The 18,272-nt window shown below is 37.1% G+C and carries 19 protein-coding genes, 1 pseudogene and 1 riboswitch; of the genes and pseudogenes, 8 read left to right on the top strand and 12 right to left on the bottom strand.

Annotated elements, in window-relative coordinates; genetic code table 11:
- Positions 1-101 precede the first annotated feature (101 nt).
- The 4 genes from clpP to ACE1TG_RS13875 form a co-directional block, all read right to left on the bottom strand.
- Positions 102-683: an ATP-dependent Clp endopeptidase proteolytic subunit ClpP gene (gene clpP / locus ACE1TG_RS13890; protein WP_375052995.1), complete on the bottom strand. Its 582-nt coding sequence runs from the start codon at positions 681-683 to the stop codon at positions 102-104.
- 24 nt (positions 684-707) lie between these two features.
- Complete coding sequence (locus ACE1TG_RS13885; protein ID WP_375053045.1) at positions 708-1,397, bottom strand: sigma-70 family RNA polymerase sigma factor; 690 nt, start codon at positions 1,395-1,397, stop codon at positions 708-710.
- A gap of 148 nt (positions 1,398-1,545) precedes the next feature.
- A complete protein-coding gene (locus tag ACE1TG_RS13880) occupies positions 1,546-1,932 on the bottom strand; it encodes a nuclear transport factor 2 family protein (RefSeq protein WP_375052994.1) in 387 nt (128 codons plus the stop codon).
- 113 nt (positions 1,933-2,045) lie between these two features.
- Positions 2,046-2,657, bottom strand: coding sequence for a TetR/AcrR family transcriptional regulator (locus ACE1TG_RS13875; RefSeq protein ID WP_375052993.1), 612 nt, complete (start codon positions 2,655-2,657; stop codon positions 2,046-2,048).
- A gap of 397 nt (positions 2,658-3,054) precedes the next feature.
- Positions 3,055-3,136: riboswitch (cyclic di-GMP riboswitch) on the top strand.
- 23 nt (positions 3,137-3,159) lie between these two features.
- Between ACE1TG_RS13875 and ACE1TG_RS13870 the strand changes: the two genes are divergently transcribed.
- On the top strand, positions 3,160-3,342 hold the full coding sequence (locus tag ACE1TG_RS13870; RefSeq protein WP_375052992.1) for an anti-repressor SinI family protein: 183 nt from the start codon (positions 3,160-3,162) through the stop codon (positions 3,340-3,342).
- A 181-nt stretch (positions 3,343-3,523) separates the two neighbouring features.
- On the opposite strand, the gene ACE1TG_RS13865 is transcribed toward ACE1TG_RS13870, so the two are convergent.
- From ACE1TG_RS13865 to ACE1TG_RS13840, 6 genes are all read right to left on the bottom strand, one after another.
- The gene (locus tag ACE1TG_RS13865) at positions 3,524-4,090 is read right to left on the bottom strand and encodes a TetR/AcrR family transcriptional regulator (RefSeq protein WP_375052991.1); all 567 of its coding nucleotides are present in this window, start codon (positions 4,088-4,090) and stop codon (positions 3,524-3,526) included.
- A 4-nt stretch (positions 4,091-4,094) separates the two neighbouring features.
- The gene (locus ACE1TG_RS13860; protein WP_375052990.1) at positions 4,095-5,360 is read right to left on the bottom strand and encodes an MFS transporter; all 1,266 of its coding nucleotides are present in this window, start codon (positions 5,358-5,360) and stop codon (positions 4,095-4,097) included.
- Between the two features lie 505 nt (positions 5,361-5,865).
- Entirely contained in the window at positions 5,866-6,531 is a 666-nt protein-coding gene (locus ACE1TG_RS13855; RefSeq protein WP_375052989.1) for a DUF421 domain-containing protein, read from the bottom strand.
- Positions 6,532-7,033: 502 nt separating this feature from the next.
- Entirely contained in the window at positions 7,034-7,918 is an 885-nt protein-coding gene (locus ACE1TG_RS13850) for a restriction endonuclease (RefSeq protein ID WP_375052987.1), read from the bottom strand.
- Positions 7,919-8,330: 412 nt separating this feature from the next.
- The gene (locus tag ACE1TG_RS13845) at positions 8,331-9,377 is read right to left on the bottom strand and encodes a G5 domain-containing protein (protein ID WP_375052986.1); all 1,047 of its coding nucleotides are present in this window, start codon (positions 9,375-9,377) and stop codon (positions 8,331-8,333) included.
- Positions 9,378-9,822: 445 nt separating this feature from the next.
- Entirely contained in the window at positions 9,823-10,776 is a 954-nt protein-coding gene (locus ACE1TG_RS13840; protein ID WP_375052985.1) for an NAD(P)-dependent oxidoreductase, read from the bottom strand.
- A 406-nt stretch (positions 10,777-11,182) separates the two neighbouring features.
- Here ACE1TG_RS13840 and ACE1TG_RS13835 point away from each other — a divergent pair, with 406 nt between their 5' ends.
- The 6 genes from ACE1TG_RS13835 (at position 11,183) to ACE1TG_RS13810 (ending at position 14,440) form a co-directional block, all read left to right on the top strand.
- Positions 11,183-11,356 carry a helix-turn-helix domain-containing protein gene (locus ACE1TG_RS13835; RefSeq protein WP_375053044.1) on the top strand — a complete coding sequence of 58 codons (174 nt, stop codon included), beginning with the start codon at positions 11,183-11,185 and terminating at the stop codon, positions 11,354-11,356.
- Positions 11,357-11,658: 302 nt separating this feature from the next.
- Entirely contained in the window at positions 11,659-12,204 is a 546-nt protein-coding gene (locus ACE1TG_RS13830) for a dihydrofolate reductase family protein (protein ID WP_375052984.1), read from the top strand.
- 227 nt (positions 12,205-12,431) lie between these two features.
- Positions 12,432-12,920, top strand: coding sequence for a MerR family transcriptional regulator (locus ACE1TG_RS13825; RefSeq protein WP_375052983.1), 489 nt, complete (start codon positions 12,432-12,434; stop codon positions 12,918-12,920).
- Positions 12,921-12,945: 25 nt separating this feature from the next.
- A complete protein-coding gene (locus tag ACE1TG_RS13820) occupies positions 12,946-13,398 on the top strand; it encodes an SRPBCC family protein (protein WP_375053043.1) in 453 nt (150 codons plus the stop codon).
- Between the two features lie 24 nt (positions 13,399-13,422).
- The gene (locus tag ACE1TG_RS13815; protein ID WP_375052982.1) at positions 13,423-13,899 is read left to right on the top strand and encodes an SRPBCC family protein; all 477 of its coding nucleotides are present in this window, start codon (positions 13,423-13,425) and stop codon (positions 13,897-13,899) included.
- Positions 13,900-14,152: 253 nt separating this feature from the next.
- A complete protein-coding gene (locus tag ACE1TG_RS13810) occupies positions 14,153-14,440 on the top strand; it encodes a DUF771 domain-containing protein (protein WP_375052981.1) in 288 nt (95 codons plus the stop codon).
- A gap of 61 nt (positions 14,441-14,501) precedes the next feature.
- Here the strand turns inward: ACE1TG_RS13810 and ACE1TG_RS13805 are convergent.
- A pseudogene (locus tag ACE1TG_RS13805) lies at positions 14,502-14,769 on the bottom strand (recombinase family protein); the annotation flags it as partial.
- Between the two features lie 103 nt (positions 14,770-14,872).
- On the opposite strand from ACE1TG_RS13805, the gene ACE1TG_RS13800 reads away from it, so the two are divergent.
- The gene (locus ACE1TG_RS13800; protein ID WP_375052980.1) at positions 14,873-15,250 is read left to right on the top strand and encodes a DnaD domain-containing protein; all 378 of its coding nucleotides are present in this window, start codon (positions 14,873-14,875) and stop codon (positions 15,248-15,250) included.
- A 317-nt stretch (positions 15,251-15,567) separates the two neighbouring features.
- Here ACE1TG_RS13800 and ACE1TG_RS13795 read toward each other — a convergent pair whose 3' ends face one another.
- Positions 15,568-18,192 carry a UvrD-helicase domain-containing protein gene (locus tag ACE1TG_RS13795; RefSeq protein ID WP_375052979.1) on the bottom strand — a complete coding sequence of 875 codons (2,625 nt, stop codon included), beginning with the start codon at positions 18,190-18,192 and terminating at the stop codon, positions 15,568-15,570.
- Positions 18,193-18,272: the final 80 nt, after the last annotated feature.

Below are 18,272 nucleotides of genomic sequence, written 5' to 3'. Positions count from 1 at the left end.
AAACAAGTTTCTTATACTAAACTTGATATTTTGGCTTGTTCCTTTTATATCTTCCACCATTCTAACGGTTCCCTGTACGGCACATTTAAGTCCAACGCCTATTAACTCGCTTGTACGATGGCGTCAATGATTCCGTAATCTTTCGCTTCTTTTGCACTTAAGAAATAATCACGGTCTGTATCGACTGCAACCTTTTCAACCGGTTGGCCAGTTCGTTCTGCTATTAATTGATTCAATTGTTTACGCAGCTTTATAATCCTTTTAGCTGATATATCAATATCCGTTGCTTGACCTCGTGCACCACCAAGTGGCTGATGAAGCATAATTTCACTATTTGGGAGTGCATATCGTTTACCCTTTGTTCCTGCGAGTAAAAGCATTGCAGCGAATGAGGCCGACATTCCTGTACAAATCGTGCTAATATCTGGTTTAATATATTGCATCGTATCATAAATTGCAAACCCTGCAGAGGTTGAACCACCTGGGCTATTGATGTAGAGAGAAATATCCTTATCAGCATCATTAGCCGCTAAGAATAGTAGTTGCGCTACAACACTGTTAGCCATGTGGTCATTAATTTCATCACTTACCATGATAATTCGGTCTTTCAACAACCTGGAATATATATCATACGATCGTTCACCGTGACTTGATTGTTCAATAACATATGGGATTGCAGTCATCCTTTTTCCTCCTTTGTATACAGCCTAAGCTGCCATCGAGAAGGAGCCAGAAGGAGGAGAGAATTGATAAAGTTTCAGCTTCGGTTGCGTTTCCATTGGGAATAAAATTGGTATAAGCCTGATCACACCAGTAGGATCATTCAACCGGACCGCCTGGGTTATTGCCGGGGTTAGTAGTTCTACATTCTCCTCGGACCAATAATCCCTGACAGAATGAATTTCTTCATCTACTAACAGCCTTGTAAGCCTTTTTCTGGCTCGGTTTAAAACTGCTTTGACAGCTGTTTCAGTCATATCGAACATCTCGGCGATCTCCATAATTTGATACCGAAACACATCTTTTAACGCAACTATAACCGATTGCTTTGGTGTGAGTTTAGAGATCAACTCTTCCACCAAGTCCATCATGTCATCCTTATACGCATTTGTTTCATCAGTTTCTTCAAACGTAAATCCGATTATTTCTCGATTACGTTTTTGGAGTAAATCCATCCACAAATTAAATGCCATCTTTTTTAACAATGCAGCGTTCAAATCTTTATGTTGTCCATAGTGGTTTATCGCTTTGAATAACGTTTCCTGGACAAGATCCTCAGCATCCCATTTGTTTTTGGTCAAATAATGGCAATAAGGAATAAGTTTCGAATAAAGATCTTTCAGGTCAGAAGAATTAACTTTTTCAGTTTGTACTTTTATGCCAGGCCTGGCGTACATTTTACTCACTCCTTTAGCTCCTCTCTTTACTTATTTAACGATTAAAGAAGGAAAAAAGATACGGGAGTTATATTTATTTTTATTTCATCTAACATTTATACCTCATACATAAGGGAAAAATGATTATATGTAGATCTCTATCATACTATTAGAACATCCCATTGTTGTTAGGAGAACTCTCTGGTATGGGTTGACCTAAATCCCATAATTCAACCATATGACCATCATGAAAACGGAAGATATGAACAACAGCTGCTCCAAGATCTTCAGGATTCTGTTTCACATGGGAGTGAACCATAACCATATCTCCCTCTTCAATAGCATGTTTGATTTCAAATATCTTGTTAGGGTTTTCAGTTGCATCCTCTTTCATTGCTTGTTTGAGTGATTCTACATCGCCTTGGAAAAAGGCATTATGATGGCTGAATTCCGGACTGACGTATCTTTGGTATGCTTCGTCTACATTCCCCGATGCTACAAGCTTTAGAAATGATACCGCCTGCTCTTTAAAAGAACTCTGCTTTTCCGTATTCATAACAATCATCCTTTCATTTTGGGAGCTCAACTAACATAACCCATATTGTTCGAGATAACCTTTTATTATGGTTCTTCCACTAATCCTTCATGACTGTCTGATAACAAAAATCGTTAATTTTTCAATATTTTTGCATATGCATTAACAACGATATCAACATCATCCAGATCATAAATATAATAATTTACTAAATATCCGTACGTGAGTGAAACAAGCTGCCATAACGCTTTCTTCTCATCGATATGTTCATCAATAAATCCTTGTTTCTTCAAAGCTTGCAGGAATAGTATTAAATCGTCTTCAAAGTTCTCATGAAGCTGCTTCATACGCTTTTTCACACCTGGTATGTCCTTGGCATTTTGATAAAAGTCAATAACCAGTAGAAGCCACCCGGTAAGTGGTTTCTCGTAAACGTTTTGCCACAACGAAAAAATAGACTCCTTTAACAACGATTCTAAGGATGTCTCTTGGGCATTATAGTGATAAGGGATTTCAGCCCAACTGCCTCGCCTTTTATCATGATCTTCCAATACATGAAGGAAAAACTCTTCTTTACTATTAAAATGAAAATAAAAGGCACCTCGCGTATAACCAGCCGCTCGAACAATATCACTAAGATTCGTCTTGGCAAAACCTTTATCCATCATCGGCACAATACCAAACTTGATCAGATTCTCATAGGTTTCTTCCCGACGAATTTGAAATTTAGTTTTTGTATTACTCATGCTTGATAGCCCCTTTCACTGACTCCCCCACTAAATAACATTAGACTTATTATACAATACTTAATATGGAAACGACACTGATTGTCGTTTATCTTCTAGTAGTAAATATGAAAAAAATCATTCATAGACGGTAAAAGAATGTCCTCAAATGGGGCTTCATAGATAGTTGACAAAATATTTGTAATCAACTAATATTAAATACATACATAATTGTATTTAATTTTACAGCTAAGGAAAAAGATGTCCCAAACCTTACATTAATAGATACGAAGATGGGACATTTCAACAGCAAGAAATGAATGACGTAAATCGCATCCACTTGGACATATCCCTCATATAGCCTATGGGACCATAGGGCGATATGGAAAGATATATAAAGACATGATACTAAAATCCGATGCAGTAAAGGCAAACCTTTTGAAAGGAAGGGACGCAAAGCTAGTGGTCTAAGGGTTACCTAGGATAGCACAGCTGCCTCATCTTGGTTGAGAGGGGAGGAATAATGGTTATTATGACTCACTACAAAAAAGGGGCTGAACAACAACTGGATCGTGATTGGGTAATACTTATCAAACAAGCGAAAGAATTAGGTATTACCGAGGAAGAAATCAGAGATTTTCTGCAGCATCAACGTACAAATATATTAGTTCCTAACCCGCATCTAAAAACGGCTCACCGTGGATAAATAATATCCACGGCCTTTTTTATGTTTACAGACAATCACGTGATTACAACTGTTTCATTTCTATATAGATTTCCATACAATAATTTTCTAAGAAGAAGCAAGGGGGACGGCGCCGCTTCCACGCCTCAAAAAGACCCGAGCTTCTTCTACATGAAATAATCATGCACCACACCAGATGACATTACATTCTTACATCCAAGGCCATTTTCAAATATTCAATGAACAGGCTAGACTGCTGTTCCAGCTGTACGTCCTTTTCCGCTAGGATTGCGTCGTCGAGGGCGAGACCATCGATGAACGTAATGATTGATCGCGAAAGCAGTTCACTGTCGAAACGATCACTAAATTCTCCAGATTCCTGCCCAGCTTTAATAACATCCGCATAAACACGAACACCTAAGTTATATCGCTTCCTGCCATATTCTCGTCTTCGCTCATCATTTCTTCCAGTAATGAAGAATTCCAGTTTACTTGGCGCGAGTGGATCCATTTCGGCATCAGGCTTGCCGTCTTCCCCAAACAGCAGCTGCATGAGAAGCTTCCAATGCGATTCAGTCTTTCTCAACAATTCCGCTGTGTTCTCGGCTTCATTACTGAGTCCCTCTTCAACGATTGCCTCGAATAAGTCTTCCTTATTGGAAAAATACTGATAGAGTCCGCCCCGGCTGACACCAGCTGCATCCATGACGTGCTTCATCGTTGTGTGTTCATAACCATGTTCGATAAAAACATCCCTTGCGGCGCTCATAATATTAGCCCGTCGTTGCTGGAGATGCTCCTCGCTCACTCGTGGAGCCATGTGAATCCCCCCGTTCTACTTTCCTTCTTGTAAAATACCCGATCAACGACACTAGAACCAGCAAGCCTGCCGTAATGGTGAAAGTTGGAATAACCCCAATAACGGTTGACAGCCATCCACCGAGCAACGGTCCAATAATCGTTGCCGTTGTCATAACACTGTTGATAACCCCAAAGACTCGACCCGTCATCTGAACAGGTGTGTCGACTTGAACAGTTGCCTGGAATGGTACAAAAATCATACTGGCTGAAAACCCTCCGGCAAATCCGAGAACTGGTGCCCAGATTACGGAGTAGCTAAGATCGTAATTTGTTAGTACACCCATCATACCAAAGCTCAATCCAATTCCACAAGCACCCACCAGCATAAGCGGGTATGCCTTGTAATCGGTTTTTTTAGCAAGCCGGTAGCCAGCAAAGAACATACCTAAACCGGATCCTGTAACCAGATAACCGAATAAATCAGGCGAGGCATTCGTTAACTCCCGAATTAAAACAATCAACTGCGAGTCTGCCAATTGAAGAATTAAAAGACTAACCCCCATAATCAGTAAGCCTATTACCATAAAGCGGCTTGATTTGATAAAAGAAAGTCCCTCGACGAACTCCTCTTTGAATGATCCTTGTTCCTTTTCATCTTCCTCTACGGTCTCTACTTTGATTGCATTAGGTATAAAAAGTAACAATAAAGCTGAGACAAAGAACGTTGCTGAGTCGATAATAAATACCTGCTGCGCACCTAATGCCAAAACGAGAACCCCACTAAGGAGTGGCCCAATAATTTTTGTCGATGAATCAATCATTGACGTAATGGACATAGCAGCCTTCATATCACCTTCCCCAACAACCTCCTTCAACTTGCCATTTTTAGCTGGAATGAACACAGCCGAAAGCGTTCCAATTGCAAACAGCGTGGCATACACCATCCAGAGTGAACTTGCGATCGTGAGGATAAGAATCAACCCAGCCCGGGTGACATCAGAAATAATCATAATTGTTTTGCGACTGAAGCGATCGGCAACAATTCCCGCTACCGGTCCAAGTAAGGCCATTGGAACAGCCAAACATAGAATAACCAACGAAACTTCCATAGGTGACGCATTCCACTTCAGCCCAACAAGCGTGAATATCGCCACTATACTCAACCAGTCACCAATACTCGAAATTGCCTGCGCACTCATTAACGTCATATATCCCTTATTCTTCAACAAACTTTTCATACCGATCTCCCTCTTCCTTAAAACGACACTATCGTCGTTATTGGTTAATACTTATTATATCGACACGAGTGTCATTTTGCAACTGTTTTTTGCCTATTTTGAGAAAAGTTTTGAGAACCTGCTTGAACACGTAAAAAGCCTCCTGCTTGTTAGGCAGAAGGCTTGGTGATTTCATTGTTGTTTATGAAGATAGTGTGATTTCATTTACTTATGGTACGGGTTAGCGTGGTCATTAGAATTGCCAAAACATATGCCGGATTGGCTACTGAAGCACCTTTTTGACGTATTAAAGATGTATTTAAAGAAGAAACTTCACCTATCTTTAAAGCTTTCTCAAATTCGTCCCTAGGTATTCTCCTTACTTTACCAGTACTTTCAAAATGCTTTATTTATATTCGGATACTAATAAATTAAATTTAAAAGAACGCTTATCAATACAGAATACAGCCAAAGAAGTAACGAGTCTATCTTGTACATTGAAGTCATTCATTAAAAAAATATGTACTTACTTACTGGTTCGTTTATTAATATTTAATTTTTTTGTCTTTTCATTTACATATGCATATATTATTTCTTTTAGGAACAGGTTTTGTTTATCCAGGTGTTCTAAAAGCCATTTTTCTGATTTTCCGATTAATTTTAGGTTTCTATATTGTATTTTCCCGTCAATTATAACTGATATAGGTAATCCCTCGTCGTCAATCGATATTTCAAAATGTTGTACAGTAACGGGTGTATTCTCAGATTTGGGAATTACACTTATTTCTCCTATTGGTTCCAATAGGGCGTAATCAATATCAGAAACTTTAGGATATCCTTTACTTCTCAATATTGAAAGTAGTTGTGCTATCGATAATCTGGATTTTTCAATATTATCTTCAATTATCTTACCATTTTTGATAAGAATAGTCGGTTCGCCTAAAAAGAAACGGTTTCCCCATTGCCAAAGGGTTAACTTAGCGAACAAAATATGTAATGTAACAAGAATTGCTAAAGTCAAAATAGTAGGAAAGAACTTAGTGCTGATTAAAGGTTCCGATGCTACGGTACCAACGATTATTATCGCTACTAAATCATAAGGTGTCATTTGGATAATTGTTGATTTCCCCATTAATCTCATAATCGCAATTGTAATAAGATACAGTATTAATACCTTTATGAACAACGCCAAACAGACACCCCATTTCTCATTTCTCTTTTATATCATCTTTCCCGATTTACTATAAACTATCCCGTAATGACCCTTACGATAAGACACTGCTTCCATGCTTGGTATCAAAATTTACCCATGAAAGACTTCTATTCGATAGAATCCTGTACGAAAATTTCTTCTAATTCGGTTGCACGGACTATTATCTTGTCTTCCGGTTTTGTTGATTCCATAAACTAAATGGTTGTCGATAGTCCCATTGAGGTTTTTCCAAATGCATTACAGGCTACTGAATATGTTTCGTCTGCTAATGCATAAATAATTGTTCCGTGAACTGTTCCGTCTGCATTAACCAAATGGTCATGCACTTCTATAAATGCTTCTGCAAAACCAGCCTCGAATTTCGTTAACTGAATGCCGAGTGGTAAAGAATATGGATCACATTAAATATGGAAACTATAATCAAAAAATCAATTGCACCAAAATCATGTACATAGAGCAATATTTATAAGAGCATAAATTTCTACTCCACCTCACTATCCAACATCCAAACCCTCTTAATAGGAATCTCCTTCTTAATTTCATCGCTAAGCTTTTCATAATTCTCAAAAATCTGTTGAATAATCGTTTTCGAATCCCAAAGGCGAACCTTAAAGAATTGCTTAGGGATTTCTTTCGTAACGGATGATTTAAAACCACTCCATGAAACTAATAGGCCAAAGTCTGCGCTATAATTGCTCATTGTACCTATTAATTGGTCTAATGTAGGTCTATCAAGAGGCGAGTCTGCCGTCTTTACTTGAACACAAATTCTTGGATCTCCAAAACCTAATGTGTTGGCAGCCGCTAATATATCAACGCCCTGATCCGCACCTTCTGGACTTCTATATGTTGTAAATCCTTTAGCTTTCAGGACCTCTTCAACCAAATTTTCCATCTTATGACCTTTAAAACGTTGAATAATTCTTTCTGAGATTTGGTCATAAATATATTCTTCTAAATCAATCGAAACAGTTTCTTCATTTTCCTCAACTAGTTCACTCACATTTTTATTTTTTGGTACATGCCAATTATTGTTACGCATTTCTTTTATACGTTCTTCTGCATGATTTCTATGTATTTTACAAACGGTCATAAAAGCACCTAGTGAATATAATATATCCTGGTCAAATCGATCTCTAGGTATATCTTTCGCAATCCACTTCACATTGCGATAATGATAATAAGGACTTCCGAGTGATTCATCATAGACGTAATCACCATCAACCTCACCAACATGTATCGTCCGATTAAATTTAGAAGGCAAGACTACTAAATCTCCTTGCTCCATTGCATGTGCAATTGGCCAAATTTGAGAAGCCCAGTTGATTGCTGTTTTTTCTTTATCTAAATCATAATGTTTAACCAAGCTCTTATATAGAGTTTCCTTTGATTCAATTCCTCTTAGGTCTATGTTAAGTTCATCCCATGTTAATTAGATCCTTTCATCTTCTAAAAACTTGTTTTCAAATTCCCCTTGTTTTCCTGCTCGAAATAACCAAACTGTCATAGAAATCTCCAATCCTTTCTAATTTCTTATAGAGATGATAAAAAAAGTGAAACGGTCAAACTAGTAAAGGGACGGTTTCTGGAATTAGTTAGTATTAGTAGTCCCTTTGCTAGTTTTCTACCCAAATAGATCGCTTTATTTAGTACAATTAATTCCTGCAACCATTTTTATCACAGGTTATTTTAGAATTAGAACTCACCCAGTGGTTAGATTTTTGCTGGTGTTGAATCCGCATAGTTCTATGCTCTTCTCTCTCCATTCATTATTCTCTCTAAAATGATTTAGAGTAACTACTCCCAGCACCAATCATTTGACTGTAAAGAGCGTTTGCTTTGGAAGTACCCGCTCCGTATACAGAATTAGCGGCAGCACGAACAGCTCTTTTTATCTTATTCAGTTCTTTTTGAGCCGCATTGTATTCTTTCGTTCCTTCTTCTTCTCCGAACATGCTTATCAAATCTGATTTCGAAAGGTTGAGTGCTTTGTAAGGTCCTGAATTGTAATATACAGAAGATACATGGTTGCTGCCAACCTTTACTATAACCGATGTTGGGTAAGAACGAATTCCCAGACTGTACTGACTTCCAGACTTACTCATCCCTGAACTACCCAATATACTATGTGCTTGAGAAGCTAAAATATAGGTTGGTGCAGATGCTTTTGTACCGACTTTCACAATTTTGTTAACTGGTTGTTTTGTTACCTCGGAACTGATTTGCTCTTTGGATACCTGACTACCGTCTTTGTACGTTACCTTATAGGTGATCTTCCGTGTTCCATTTTGTCCGTTTTGAGTTACTTTCGTCTTTCCTTTTTCTAGTGAACTGTCATTTTGCTTCACTGTTTTATAGGCAATCGATTGAGTATTACTTGTCGTTTTTGTTGTAATTACAGGCTCATCTTCCTGATCATCTGAACTGGATGTGTTGCTGGATGTATTATTGGCTGTGCTACTAGATGTGTTACTGGATGAAGACTTTTCTATTTTGGTAGTATTGGAGTGAGAAGAGATTTTAGAGTTAGAATCTTCTTCTTTGTCTTTGTTTTCTTGTTCCCCAGCATCATCTTTCTCATCCTTGTTATGTATTTCCTTATCCTTTTCTTCCTTGTCAGTTTCCTCTCCTTTTTCAACATTTTCAGGATCTTTATATTCTTCTAATTGATTGTTTTCTTCGTTTTTTTCCTCTGAATCAGATAAAACTTCCTTTGATTGACTATTATCCGATCCAATTAGCGTTACAATAACTGCAATTGCAACCATAGTAACAACACTTGTAAAAACAACCATTAGTTTCTTGTTTTGCATAAAACTAGCCATTCTTTCTTCCTTCTCTCTAGGTATAATTGATTAGTCCAAAAAAGACTGCTTATTATCATAATAATACTGTTGGAAAATTTTTCAATACTTTTATAAGATATTGGATACTTGATTGTTAGTTTTTGAAAGAATAAAAAATTAGAACCCACACCAGTATAAGACAAGTTAGTGATTGCTTAAGTTAACTCTAAAAGCTGGGGACAACAAGTAAAGAAAAAATTGCTAACCCCACAATTTCATCAAAAAATCCAATTGGAAAAAAGGGTCATCCCCCCATAACGCTAACACTTTAGCACAGTGGGGGCTGACCCTTTTAAATTCGTTACTGGTATTTTTAAACTTTACGGAATAACTACAAAATCCATCACTTCTGAAACACAGAGGCGGTTCGACCGCTTCCATTAGGTAATATGAAGCAAAAGCTCCTTCCCCATGCTTCTTAACCTCAATATACCGGTGTTAATGGTTTTTCGTCCTTTAATACACGCAGGATGTTCTTTGCTGTAAGAATTGCCATCTCATTCCTTGTTTCAATTGTTGCATTACCAATATGCGGAGTCATTACAACGTTCTTGAGTGTCTTTAAGCTTGCCGTGATTTCTGGTTCAAATTCAAACACATCCAGTGCTGCACCAGCAATCTCTTTCTTTTCCAACGCTTCAGCAAGGTCTGCTTCCTTCACTACAGGTCCTCTTGACAAGTTAAGAAAAAAAGTGTCTTTTTTCATGCGGACAAAAGTATCTTGATTAAACATGTGATGTGTATCTTCATTATAGGAAGTGTGCACAGTTATTACATCACAAGTTTGTATCAGTTCATCAAATGCAAGATATGTTGCATTCATCTCTTTTTCTAATTCAGCATCTTTTTGTGTTCTGCTTGTATAATAGATATTCATGCCAAAAGCTTTAGCTCGCTTTGCTACTGCCTGACCAATATTTCCAAACCCTACAATTCCCAAATTCTTATCGGTTAGCTCTCTTCCCAAAAAGAAAAGTGGTGCCCATCCGTTGAAACCCTCTGTCCGGCAAAGCTGATCTCCTTCAGGAATACGTCTTGTAACAGCTGTCATTAAACCCAGTGTTAACTCTGCCGTTGCCTCAGTAGAAACTCCAGGTGTATTAGTTACTTGAATGTTTTTTTCCTTGGCAGCTTCTACATCAATATTATCATAGCCGGCTCCAAAGTTTGCAATGATTTTTAAATTGGGAGCAGCATTTATCACTTCTCTTGACACCTTCGTTGAAAGAGGACAAAGCAAGGCGTCTGCTTCACGGAGACCCTCTAGTAATTCTTCCTCCTTAATCAGTCTGTCTCCTTTAAATATATCCAATTGATGGTCGGCGAGGAATTCATAACCGACACTCGGAATTTCTCCGGAAATAAATATGTTTGCCATTTTTAATCAAGTCCTTTCGATTATTCATCTGTACTACATTCAATAATTAATTAAATTAACGCGCCTTTAGTTGAAAACAGTTCTAATTGAAATTTATTTAAATTAGTTCAACAAGTATAACATTTGTAATTTAAAATACGCATGGCTTATAACTTTGATCAACCAGAAAGTGTCATGGTAATCATATGTTATTTACTGGTACATTTCTTTTCATTCATTGGCAAATTGTATGTCAACGTTGTCCAACTTTGAATAACAGCTTAATTCTCCTCTTTAAGTAAAGTCTTTATATTATATTAAATTTTTTTAATATAACCCCAAAATACCACATATATGTTGTGTACCTTTCACCCTTCTACAAGGATAATAATTCTTGAGAATGGTGATCGTTATGGACAAGGAATAAATTTTAATAGATTTCGGCAAAGAAGTTCGGCAATATAGGGAAAAAAAGAACTATACGCAGCTGGAATTGGCTGAAAAAGTAAACATTAGCAATAATCATATGGGACGTATCGAAAGAGGGGAATTTGATACTGTCATACTTCATTTTAGCTTAAATTTTAGATATCCCGGATAGTCTCCTGACTGAGATGAAAAAGAAAGAAATAATGATCCAAGTTTTCGAAATTTTCTTCCCACATATTACAGTATTCATCGAGCCATAAGTCAAAAGCTTCAAACAAAACCTATACAAGTCTAATTATAGGAAACTAAAACCTTCCCTCGAGAAGCTTGACCCTTCCGTGACGTAACGGTGTATACTAAAGTCATCGGTAAAAGAATTCGTGCGAAATGAGGGGATGATTATTGCAGAAAAATACTGGAACATTGGCGAGCTTGCTAGCTTATCGAGAATGTGTAACGAAAGGATAAATAAATATGTCAAAAGTATATCTAGGCATGACTTTATCAATCGATGGATTCGTCAACGATAGAAAAGGCAAATTTGATAAACTCTTTGCCAGCTTCGAACCAAATGAAGAATTAGCGGCGATGTTGAAAAATACCGGAGCTGTGGTTATGGGACGTAATACCTTTGAGGAGGCTGACGATACTGATTCGTATGCTGATTCATACGAATTCCAGGTACCTTTGTTTGTGTTGACAGAAAAACCGCCAGCTAAGCATCCCAGGGAAAACGACGAATTGACTATTACCTTTGTGACCGATGGGATTGAAAGTGCAATAAAACAAGCTAAGATCGCTGCTAAGGGTAAGGACGTTGCGGTGATGGGTACAAATGTCGGCCGGCAATTACTTAAAGCTAACTTGGCAGATGAACTTCAAATAACGATCGCACCTATTTTACTCGGCAAGGGACTGCGACTATTCGAGCATTTGGAAGATCTTGAAATTCATTTAGAAAAACAGCGAACGATTGAGACCAAACAACAAGTAGAAATTTGGTATAAAGTAATCCGGTAAAGCAAGGTGCGACTCCTTATGGGCCACCAGCTTTATAACTGTTAAAGCTTAATTGTTTGATTATACCATTGATATCTGGGATGCACTTTTCTCCTATCTTAGACCCGGTTAACTCGTCCTACTCATAGGAAATAATTTAGAAATTTATTTTTTCTTAACCTTGATCCTTACGTGACGTAACGGTTTATAATAAAGTCACCGGTAAAAAAATCGCGCGAAATGAGGGGATGATTATTGCAGGAAGAACATATTGGAAAATAGGCGAACTTGCTAAGTTAACAGGCTTAACCATTCGAACCTTAAGATATTATGATCAAATTGGTTTATATTCTCCATCTGAATATTCGGATGCAGGATACAGGTTGTATAATAAATCTGATATATCCCGCCTACAACAAATTTTAGCATTAAAAGATCTTGGTTTATCCCTTGATGAAATTAAATCTATTCTTTCGGAGGAAGATTACAATCCAGCCGAAATCGTATCCCTTCAAATAGATCGACTAAAAGAAAAAATAAGAATTCAACAGAAGCTGTTAAAAGAATTACAAAATGTATCAAACCTGATGAAAATGGAAGAACCCTTGACTGTGGAGGATTTCACAAAATTATTAGACATGATGAAACAGAGTCATGAAAAATATTTTAACGAACAACAAAAAAGCATGGAGCACCACCTCGACAAGCTTGGTGACTTTTTCGAGAACCAGCCTTAATGTTATTCCAAAGGAGGAATGAATGATGAGCAAACGATTTGCAACCCATGACACGTTTGTTATTGAGAGGATCTATGATGTTTCACCGGATAAAGTATTCGCTGCCTGGTCAGCTCCCGAAACGAAAGCCCAATGGTTTCCAAAAGCTGATGAGTTCGACTTTCGAGTTGGCGGGAAAGAGAGCAATAGAGGGGGTCCACAAGACGGCCCCATCTTCACTTTTGAAGCTCTCTATCAGGAAATCGTTCCTGATGAACGTATCGTCTATTCCTATACCATGGACCTCGGTGAAACACGAATATCTGTATCAGTGACGACGGTAGAGTTCCACCATACGGAAACCGGGACTCAACTCGTCTATACCGAGCAAGGAGCCTTTCTCGACGGCCACGATACTTCCTCCCAGCGCGAACACGGAACGAAAATTATCTTGGACAAGCTGGGGAAAGTACTACGGAATGAACGTGAAACTAATTAACATACAAAGGAGGAGGATTTTCCAATGGCTTTTAACGATGCGACAAATAATAACACATCTGAGAAAATTCCAGACCGCGAGATCGTCAACACACGCATCTTCCATGCCTCTCGAGAACAAATTTTTAAAGCATTCAGCAATCCGGATAAACTGAAAAAATGGTGGGGACCGAAAGGGTTTACGAACACTTTCTTCAAATTCGATATGAACCCTGGTGGCCATTGGCACTACGTCATGCATGGACCCGATGGCATCGACTATGAAAATAAGAGTGTCTTTTTAGAGGTCGTTGAATCTGAAAAAATCGCCCTTCGTCATCTGGAACCGGATCACGAGTTTCTACTGACAATTACCTTATCCGAACTGGATGGGCAAACCAAGCTCACCTGGCATATGCTCTTCGATACGCCGGATGAATGCAATAAAGTAAAGAGTTTTGTCATCAAGGCGAACGAACAGAACTTGGACCGCCTTGATGACCAGCTAAAATTATCTTACTGAAGCGAATAAATTTAAATGAAATAAAGGAGAAATGTAAAAATACTTTTGATCTTAATATTCTGGCAAAAAAACATTATGACCTATAATCATTTAAAAACCCAGGATTCGTTAGTGTAATGAATTCTGGGTTTTTAAAATATAAAATGGATTGCATTACTTTTCACGGTAAAATGAGGATAACTCCAATAAAGATTAAATAAAAAGTAGGGTTCTCGCAATATTAAAGAACATTATTCCTATAGGGAGATAATCTATGCAAAAATTGAAAGCAGAAATTGTTATAACGATTCCAGCTGATACGGTGCTAGTAACAAAAGTGGAATATGATGAACTGAAACAAAAAGAATTGTCAGGTGTGTATTGGAATATGAAGGAATTAGAGGAACGTATTAATAAAAATTCTGAATGGATAAAAGAGAATATACTCTATCCAACACGATTTAAAAAAACTCTTGATAGTGACAATGGCGGTTTTGTCTTTTATCCCAAAAGTAAAGGGCAAACATGGTCATTCCAAGCTACTAAGATTCTCAACACCTAGTTTGCAGAAATAATAGGGGATATCCCCCCATGTCTCACCCCAACTGAACTATATATTCTTTTCACTTTATTATCTTCTTCTTAACACGAATCAAAGTACTTTTAGAAATCCCTGTCATGATTTCAACTTGCTTATATGAATTAGTTTCTAACAAGCTTAAAGCATGTTCTAATTGCTTTTTACTGTATTTATTGGGACGTCCTTCCCTGAAGTCATCACGTTGCCTAGCAATCGTTTTTCCCTCTTGTGTACGTTCTTACTATCATTTCCCTTTCAAACTCTGCAAAGGCACTCAAAACGTTAAATATAAGCCTTCCTGTAGGTGTATTCACCGCAGTTGCAACACAATATGAGCAAACTTCATCGACAACCGCTTCTGTAACAGACCACTCCGGAAACAAACTTAAAGAAGCCCCAATTGATATCCAGCCAATGAAAAACAACACGGACCCCAATCCGGCAGACAAAACGGTACATAAACTGAACCGCAATGCGGACCCATTAATTAAACAAAATAGAAAGCAAACTAAAAAAATAGATCAACCAACAACTACATCCGATGCCGTCCGGTTTTACCAGGAAAACTTCGGAGTCGCCAGTTCATATGTTACCACTGATATTTGCCATTGGATCAATTACTTAAGCGAACCACTCGTTATGGAAGCCATGAAAAGGGCATTGAAACAGAACAAGACAACGTGGAGTTATGTCAAAAGCATTCTCAAAGCATGGGCGAGCAAAGGGATAACAACCATTGGACAGGCAGAAGCCGATGAAGCAGCATTCCGTAACAGGCAAAACCAGAAATAAATCAATCTTCCCAGGCTAGTGGCGAAGTCGTGCCGGATTGGTTTAAAGGGCGAAAACGGAAGCAGGCTGAAGATAAAAAGCCGCTTACTCCTGAGTTAAATTCAGAGGAACAGGAGGAGGTGGAACGGTTGTTGCTGGAGTATAGGAATAGGGAGGTTAGGGGGCAAGATCTTCTAGCTTGCCATTTATGATAGAGTTCACCGTACCGGTTTGTAGGGTAAAATAACTTGCTATTTATGTACAATTTAACGAGGCACAATCCTTCAGTTAGGATGTACCTCGTTATTTTTTGGACGATGGCAACAAATTTATTATCCTTAATGTCTATTGCGAATCTGTACCATATTAGATTTATGACCGTTAATAATCATAAATGACACGACGTTTTGCTCAAATTCATCTCTAACTTTGACCACAACATTATTAGCTTTACCTATCCAATTCTCCTTTAATAAATTGTCCTCACTAAAATTCTGTGCTCCAACAACCTTGTACCAAGATTTTGTTGGAGAGTGGTACGAGTAATTCTGACTTTTTAACAAATCCTTAATAGCAATTGTGCCCATTGTACCTTTTTTGTTTGAAACAACTATCCTGTAGCTTGTTCCTTCTTTAACTGGATAATTTAATGTATTAATATCTAAGTAACTCTGAATCTTACTGTTGCTTAAACCACTTAAGAATGGTGAGCTATTTAAAGACTCTGTAATAATAATCAACTTGTTTTTTGCTCTCGTAAGACCTACATAAAATAGTCTTTTTTCTTCATCATAAACTTTTTCAAAAGTGTGACCTAAAATTTTATAAAATACATTCCTCGGGTGTATTAAAGGGAAACTTCTTGGAACTGCGTCCATCAGAATTATTACTTCATCTTCTCTTCCTTTAAACGAATGTACGGTGTCAACTGATTTGATTAAACCTCTTTGCTCTACTGAAAACTCCTTTCTAATAGTATTAATTAATTTCTCTCGAAAGTCACCTTTACCACCATTATGAATGTTGTAAAAAGGTAGACCACTTCTCCTTCTACTTAGCAAAGTAACACGATGCCCCGTATCCACTTGACTCTTCACAATTCTAATCAACGCAGGAGTGATTTTATCCCCTTTATATTTTGCTTTTTCATGATCAGAAGGATTGAATAAATCAATCTTTGCAACCTTAACAGTACCTTCTTGCTCTTTGTTGTACTCTGAAGGTTTACCTTCGTTCATCATTAACTGGTTGCCTGCTTCAACTATCTTTTTTGCCGAGCGATAGTTTGTGGATATATTCATTTTTCTAGCACCTTTAATATCTTCTTTAAAGTCATTAAAATATTTAAGATCAGATCCAGCAAACCCATTAATTGCTTGCCAGTCATCCCCAACACAAAATAATTTAACTTCATTATTTATTAATCGTATTGAGGAGACTAGTTCATGGAATAACAGCGAGAAATCCTGAAATTCGTCTATAAATAGATATTTAATTTGATTCAAATTTCCTGAACCTTTTTTTCTTGTCCAATTAAACTGACCATGCTTAACAAATTCAATTGCTCGATATAACAACCCATCAAAGTCTTCATCGTGATTAGCCGACAATTGATCGAGGTAATCAGAATATATTTTCCAAATGACTCTTAAGAAATGTAATTCTAAATCAGATAAATCTTGTTTACGTTCTAGTACTAATTCTTTTATATCATTAGGATCTAACTTCAACTTTCTAGACCTTTCAATAAACGTTTTGCAAACCTTACTAAATTCATCAACAGATCTATCTTTTATTCTATACCAAATTTCATCATCAGATAATTTTCTCATACTAGGGAAATATGTCTTTAAAATATTGCTTACCTTATAATAAATTTCCTTTGAAGAAAGAGCATCACCTGGCCACATACTTATAAAATCATAATCTGCCCTTCCATTCCAAAAATGAATTTTTTGCATCGATTCGTTGTCGTAGTCTGGATCTCCGCTCATACCAAAAAATTCAATTACAATGCCTTTTGACCCTTCACATTCTTTTAAAATCGTAAAGTCAGGATTATAATTGAGACCATTCCACCAAAAGTTTTTTTCATAATAGTACGGTATATCATGTTCAAAGAGAAAATCGGCTATTCTTTTTTCCCCCATTGACTTATAATATTTCCCGTCTAATCCTATATAAGGTAATGACCTACGATATTTTAGCATTTCAACTTTACTGAGATTGTATCCCATACTAATCAAACGATCCCAATCTTCACGAAAATATTTCATCATTACTTTTTTAATCTTAGCAGAATAATTGGGGTCATCTAAATTTGAATTAATCACTTTTTGAACTGAAGAGCTTTTCTCTAGTTTTTCGAGTTCATCATAAACCATGTTCTCTTCTGGGTGAACAATACCATATGCCAGTGCATGAAATGTCATCGCTTGAGGAACTTCCTCTTTCAATACTTTTTCCAATCTATTTGTAATTTCCATTGCAGCTTTTTTGTTAAAAGCTAATATTAATATTTCCGATGGATGAACATTGCAGTGTTTGATCAAAAAAATGGCACGATTAATAATTGTTCTTGTTTTACCACTCCCAGCTCTTGCTACTACCTGTACATTATCCCAAACGTTGGCGATAGTTTCTGCTTGTTCATGACCTGGGAGTTCCAATTTGCGTTGATGAAACCAATCTCGTACAAATTGTTTAATAATTGCAGTGAAATCATCTTCTGTAATCCATTCCCTCATGTAGTTATCCCAATAATTTCTTGAGTTATAGTAGTTCTCATTTAGAACTTTATATAGTTCTTCTCTTTTAAGGTCTTTGTGTCTTTCCTGAGCAAGAAGTTTCTCTTTCTTCTCTTTCTCAATGATCCGTTTCTCCATTTTTTCTTTCTCATCTAATTCTTTTTGATGAATTTTTCCCTGATTATATATAAACTCTTTCAATTCACTACTTTCCATTGATTGATAATTTCGATCGAATAATGATTCTTCACATTCATTATTTAGTATTATATAGGCGCTAACACCCGGAAAATTTA

This window comes from Virgibacillus sp. JSM 102003 (assembly GCF_041949995.1).
In the GTDB taxonomy this organism is placed as follows: domain Bacteria; phylum Bacillota; class Bacilli; order Bacillales; family Amphibacillaceae; genus Lentibacillus.
The sequence above is the reverse complement of the archived record's forward strand: the minus strand, read 5'-3'. Positions and strand labels throughout refer to the sequence as shown.

What these genes read in the sequence shown, in the direction of transcription:
- clpP (WP_375052995.1), bottom strand. Translation starts at nt 683, where the DNA reads ATGACTGCAATCCCATATGTTATTGAACAATCAAGTCACGGTGAACGA.
- ACE1TG_RS13885 (WP_375053045.1), bottom strand. Translation starts at nt 1,397, where the DNA reads ATGTACGCCAGGCCTGGCATAAAAGTACAAACTGAAAAAGTTAATTCT.
- ACE1TG_RS13880 (WP_375052994.1), bottom strand. Translation starts at nt 1,932, where the DNA reads ATGAATACGGAAAAGCAGAGTTCTTTTAAAGAGCAGGCGGTATCATTT.
- ACE1TG_RS13875 (WP_375052993.1), bottom strand. Translation starts at nt 2,657, where the DNA reads ATGAGTAATACAAAAACTAAATTTCAAATTCGTCGGGAAGAAACCTAT.
- ACE1TG_RS13870 (WP_375052992.1), top strand. Translation starts at nt 3,160, where the DNA reads ATGGTTATTATGACTCACTACAAAAAAGGGGCTGAACAACAACTGGAT.
- ACE1TG_RS13865 (WP_375052991.1), bottom strand. Translation starts at nt 4,090, where the DNA reads ATGAGCGCCGCAAGGGATGTTTTTATCGAACATGGTTATGAACACACA.
- ACE1TG_RS13860 (WP_375052990.1), bottom strand. Translation starts at nt 5,360, where the DNA reads ATGAAAAGTTTGTTGAAGAATAAGGGATATATGACGTTAATGAGTGCG.
- ACE1TG_RS13845 (WP_375052986.1), bottom strand. Translation starts at nt 9,377, where the DNA reads ATGGCTAGTTTTATGCAAAACAAGAAACTAATGGTTGTTTTTACAAGT.
- ACE1TG_RS13840 (WP_375052985.1), bottom strand. Translation starts at nt 10,776, where the DNA reads ATGGCAAACATATTTATTTCCGGAGAAATTCCGAGTGTCGGTTATGAA.
- ACE1TG_RS13830 (WP_375052984.1), top strand. Translation starts at nt 11,659, where the DNA reads ATGTCAAAAGTATATCTAGGCATGACTTTATCAATCGATGGATTCGTC.
- ACE1TG_RS13825 (WP_375052983.1), top strand. Translation starts at nt 12,432, where the DNA reads ATGATTATTGCAGGAAGAACATATTGGAAAATAGGCGAACTTGCTAAG.
- ACE1TG_RS13820 (WP_375053043.1), top strand. Translation starts at nt 12,946, where the DNA reads ATGAGCAAACGATTTGCAACCCATGACACGTTTGTTATTGAGAGGATC.
- ACE1TG_RS13815 (WP_375052982.1), top strand. Translation starts at nt 13,423, where the DNA reads ATGGCTTTTAACGATGCGACAAATAATAACACATCTGAGAAAATTCCA.
- ACE1TG_RS13810 (WP_375052981.1), top strand. Translation starts at nt 14,153, where the DNA reads ATGCAAAAATTGAAAGCAGAAATTGTTATAACGATTCCAGCTGATACG.
- ACE1TG_RS13800 (WP_375052980.1), top strand. Translation starts at nt 14,873, where the DNA reads ATGAAAAACAACACGGACCCCAATCCGGCAGACAAAACGGTACATAAA.
- ACE1TG_RS13795 (WP_375052979.1), bottom strand. Translation starts at nt 18,192, where the DNA reads ATGGAAAGTAGTGAATTGAAAGAGTTTATATATAATCAGGGAAAAATT.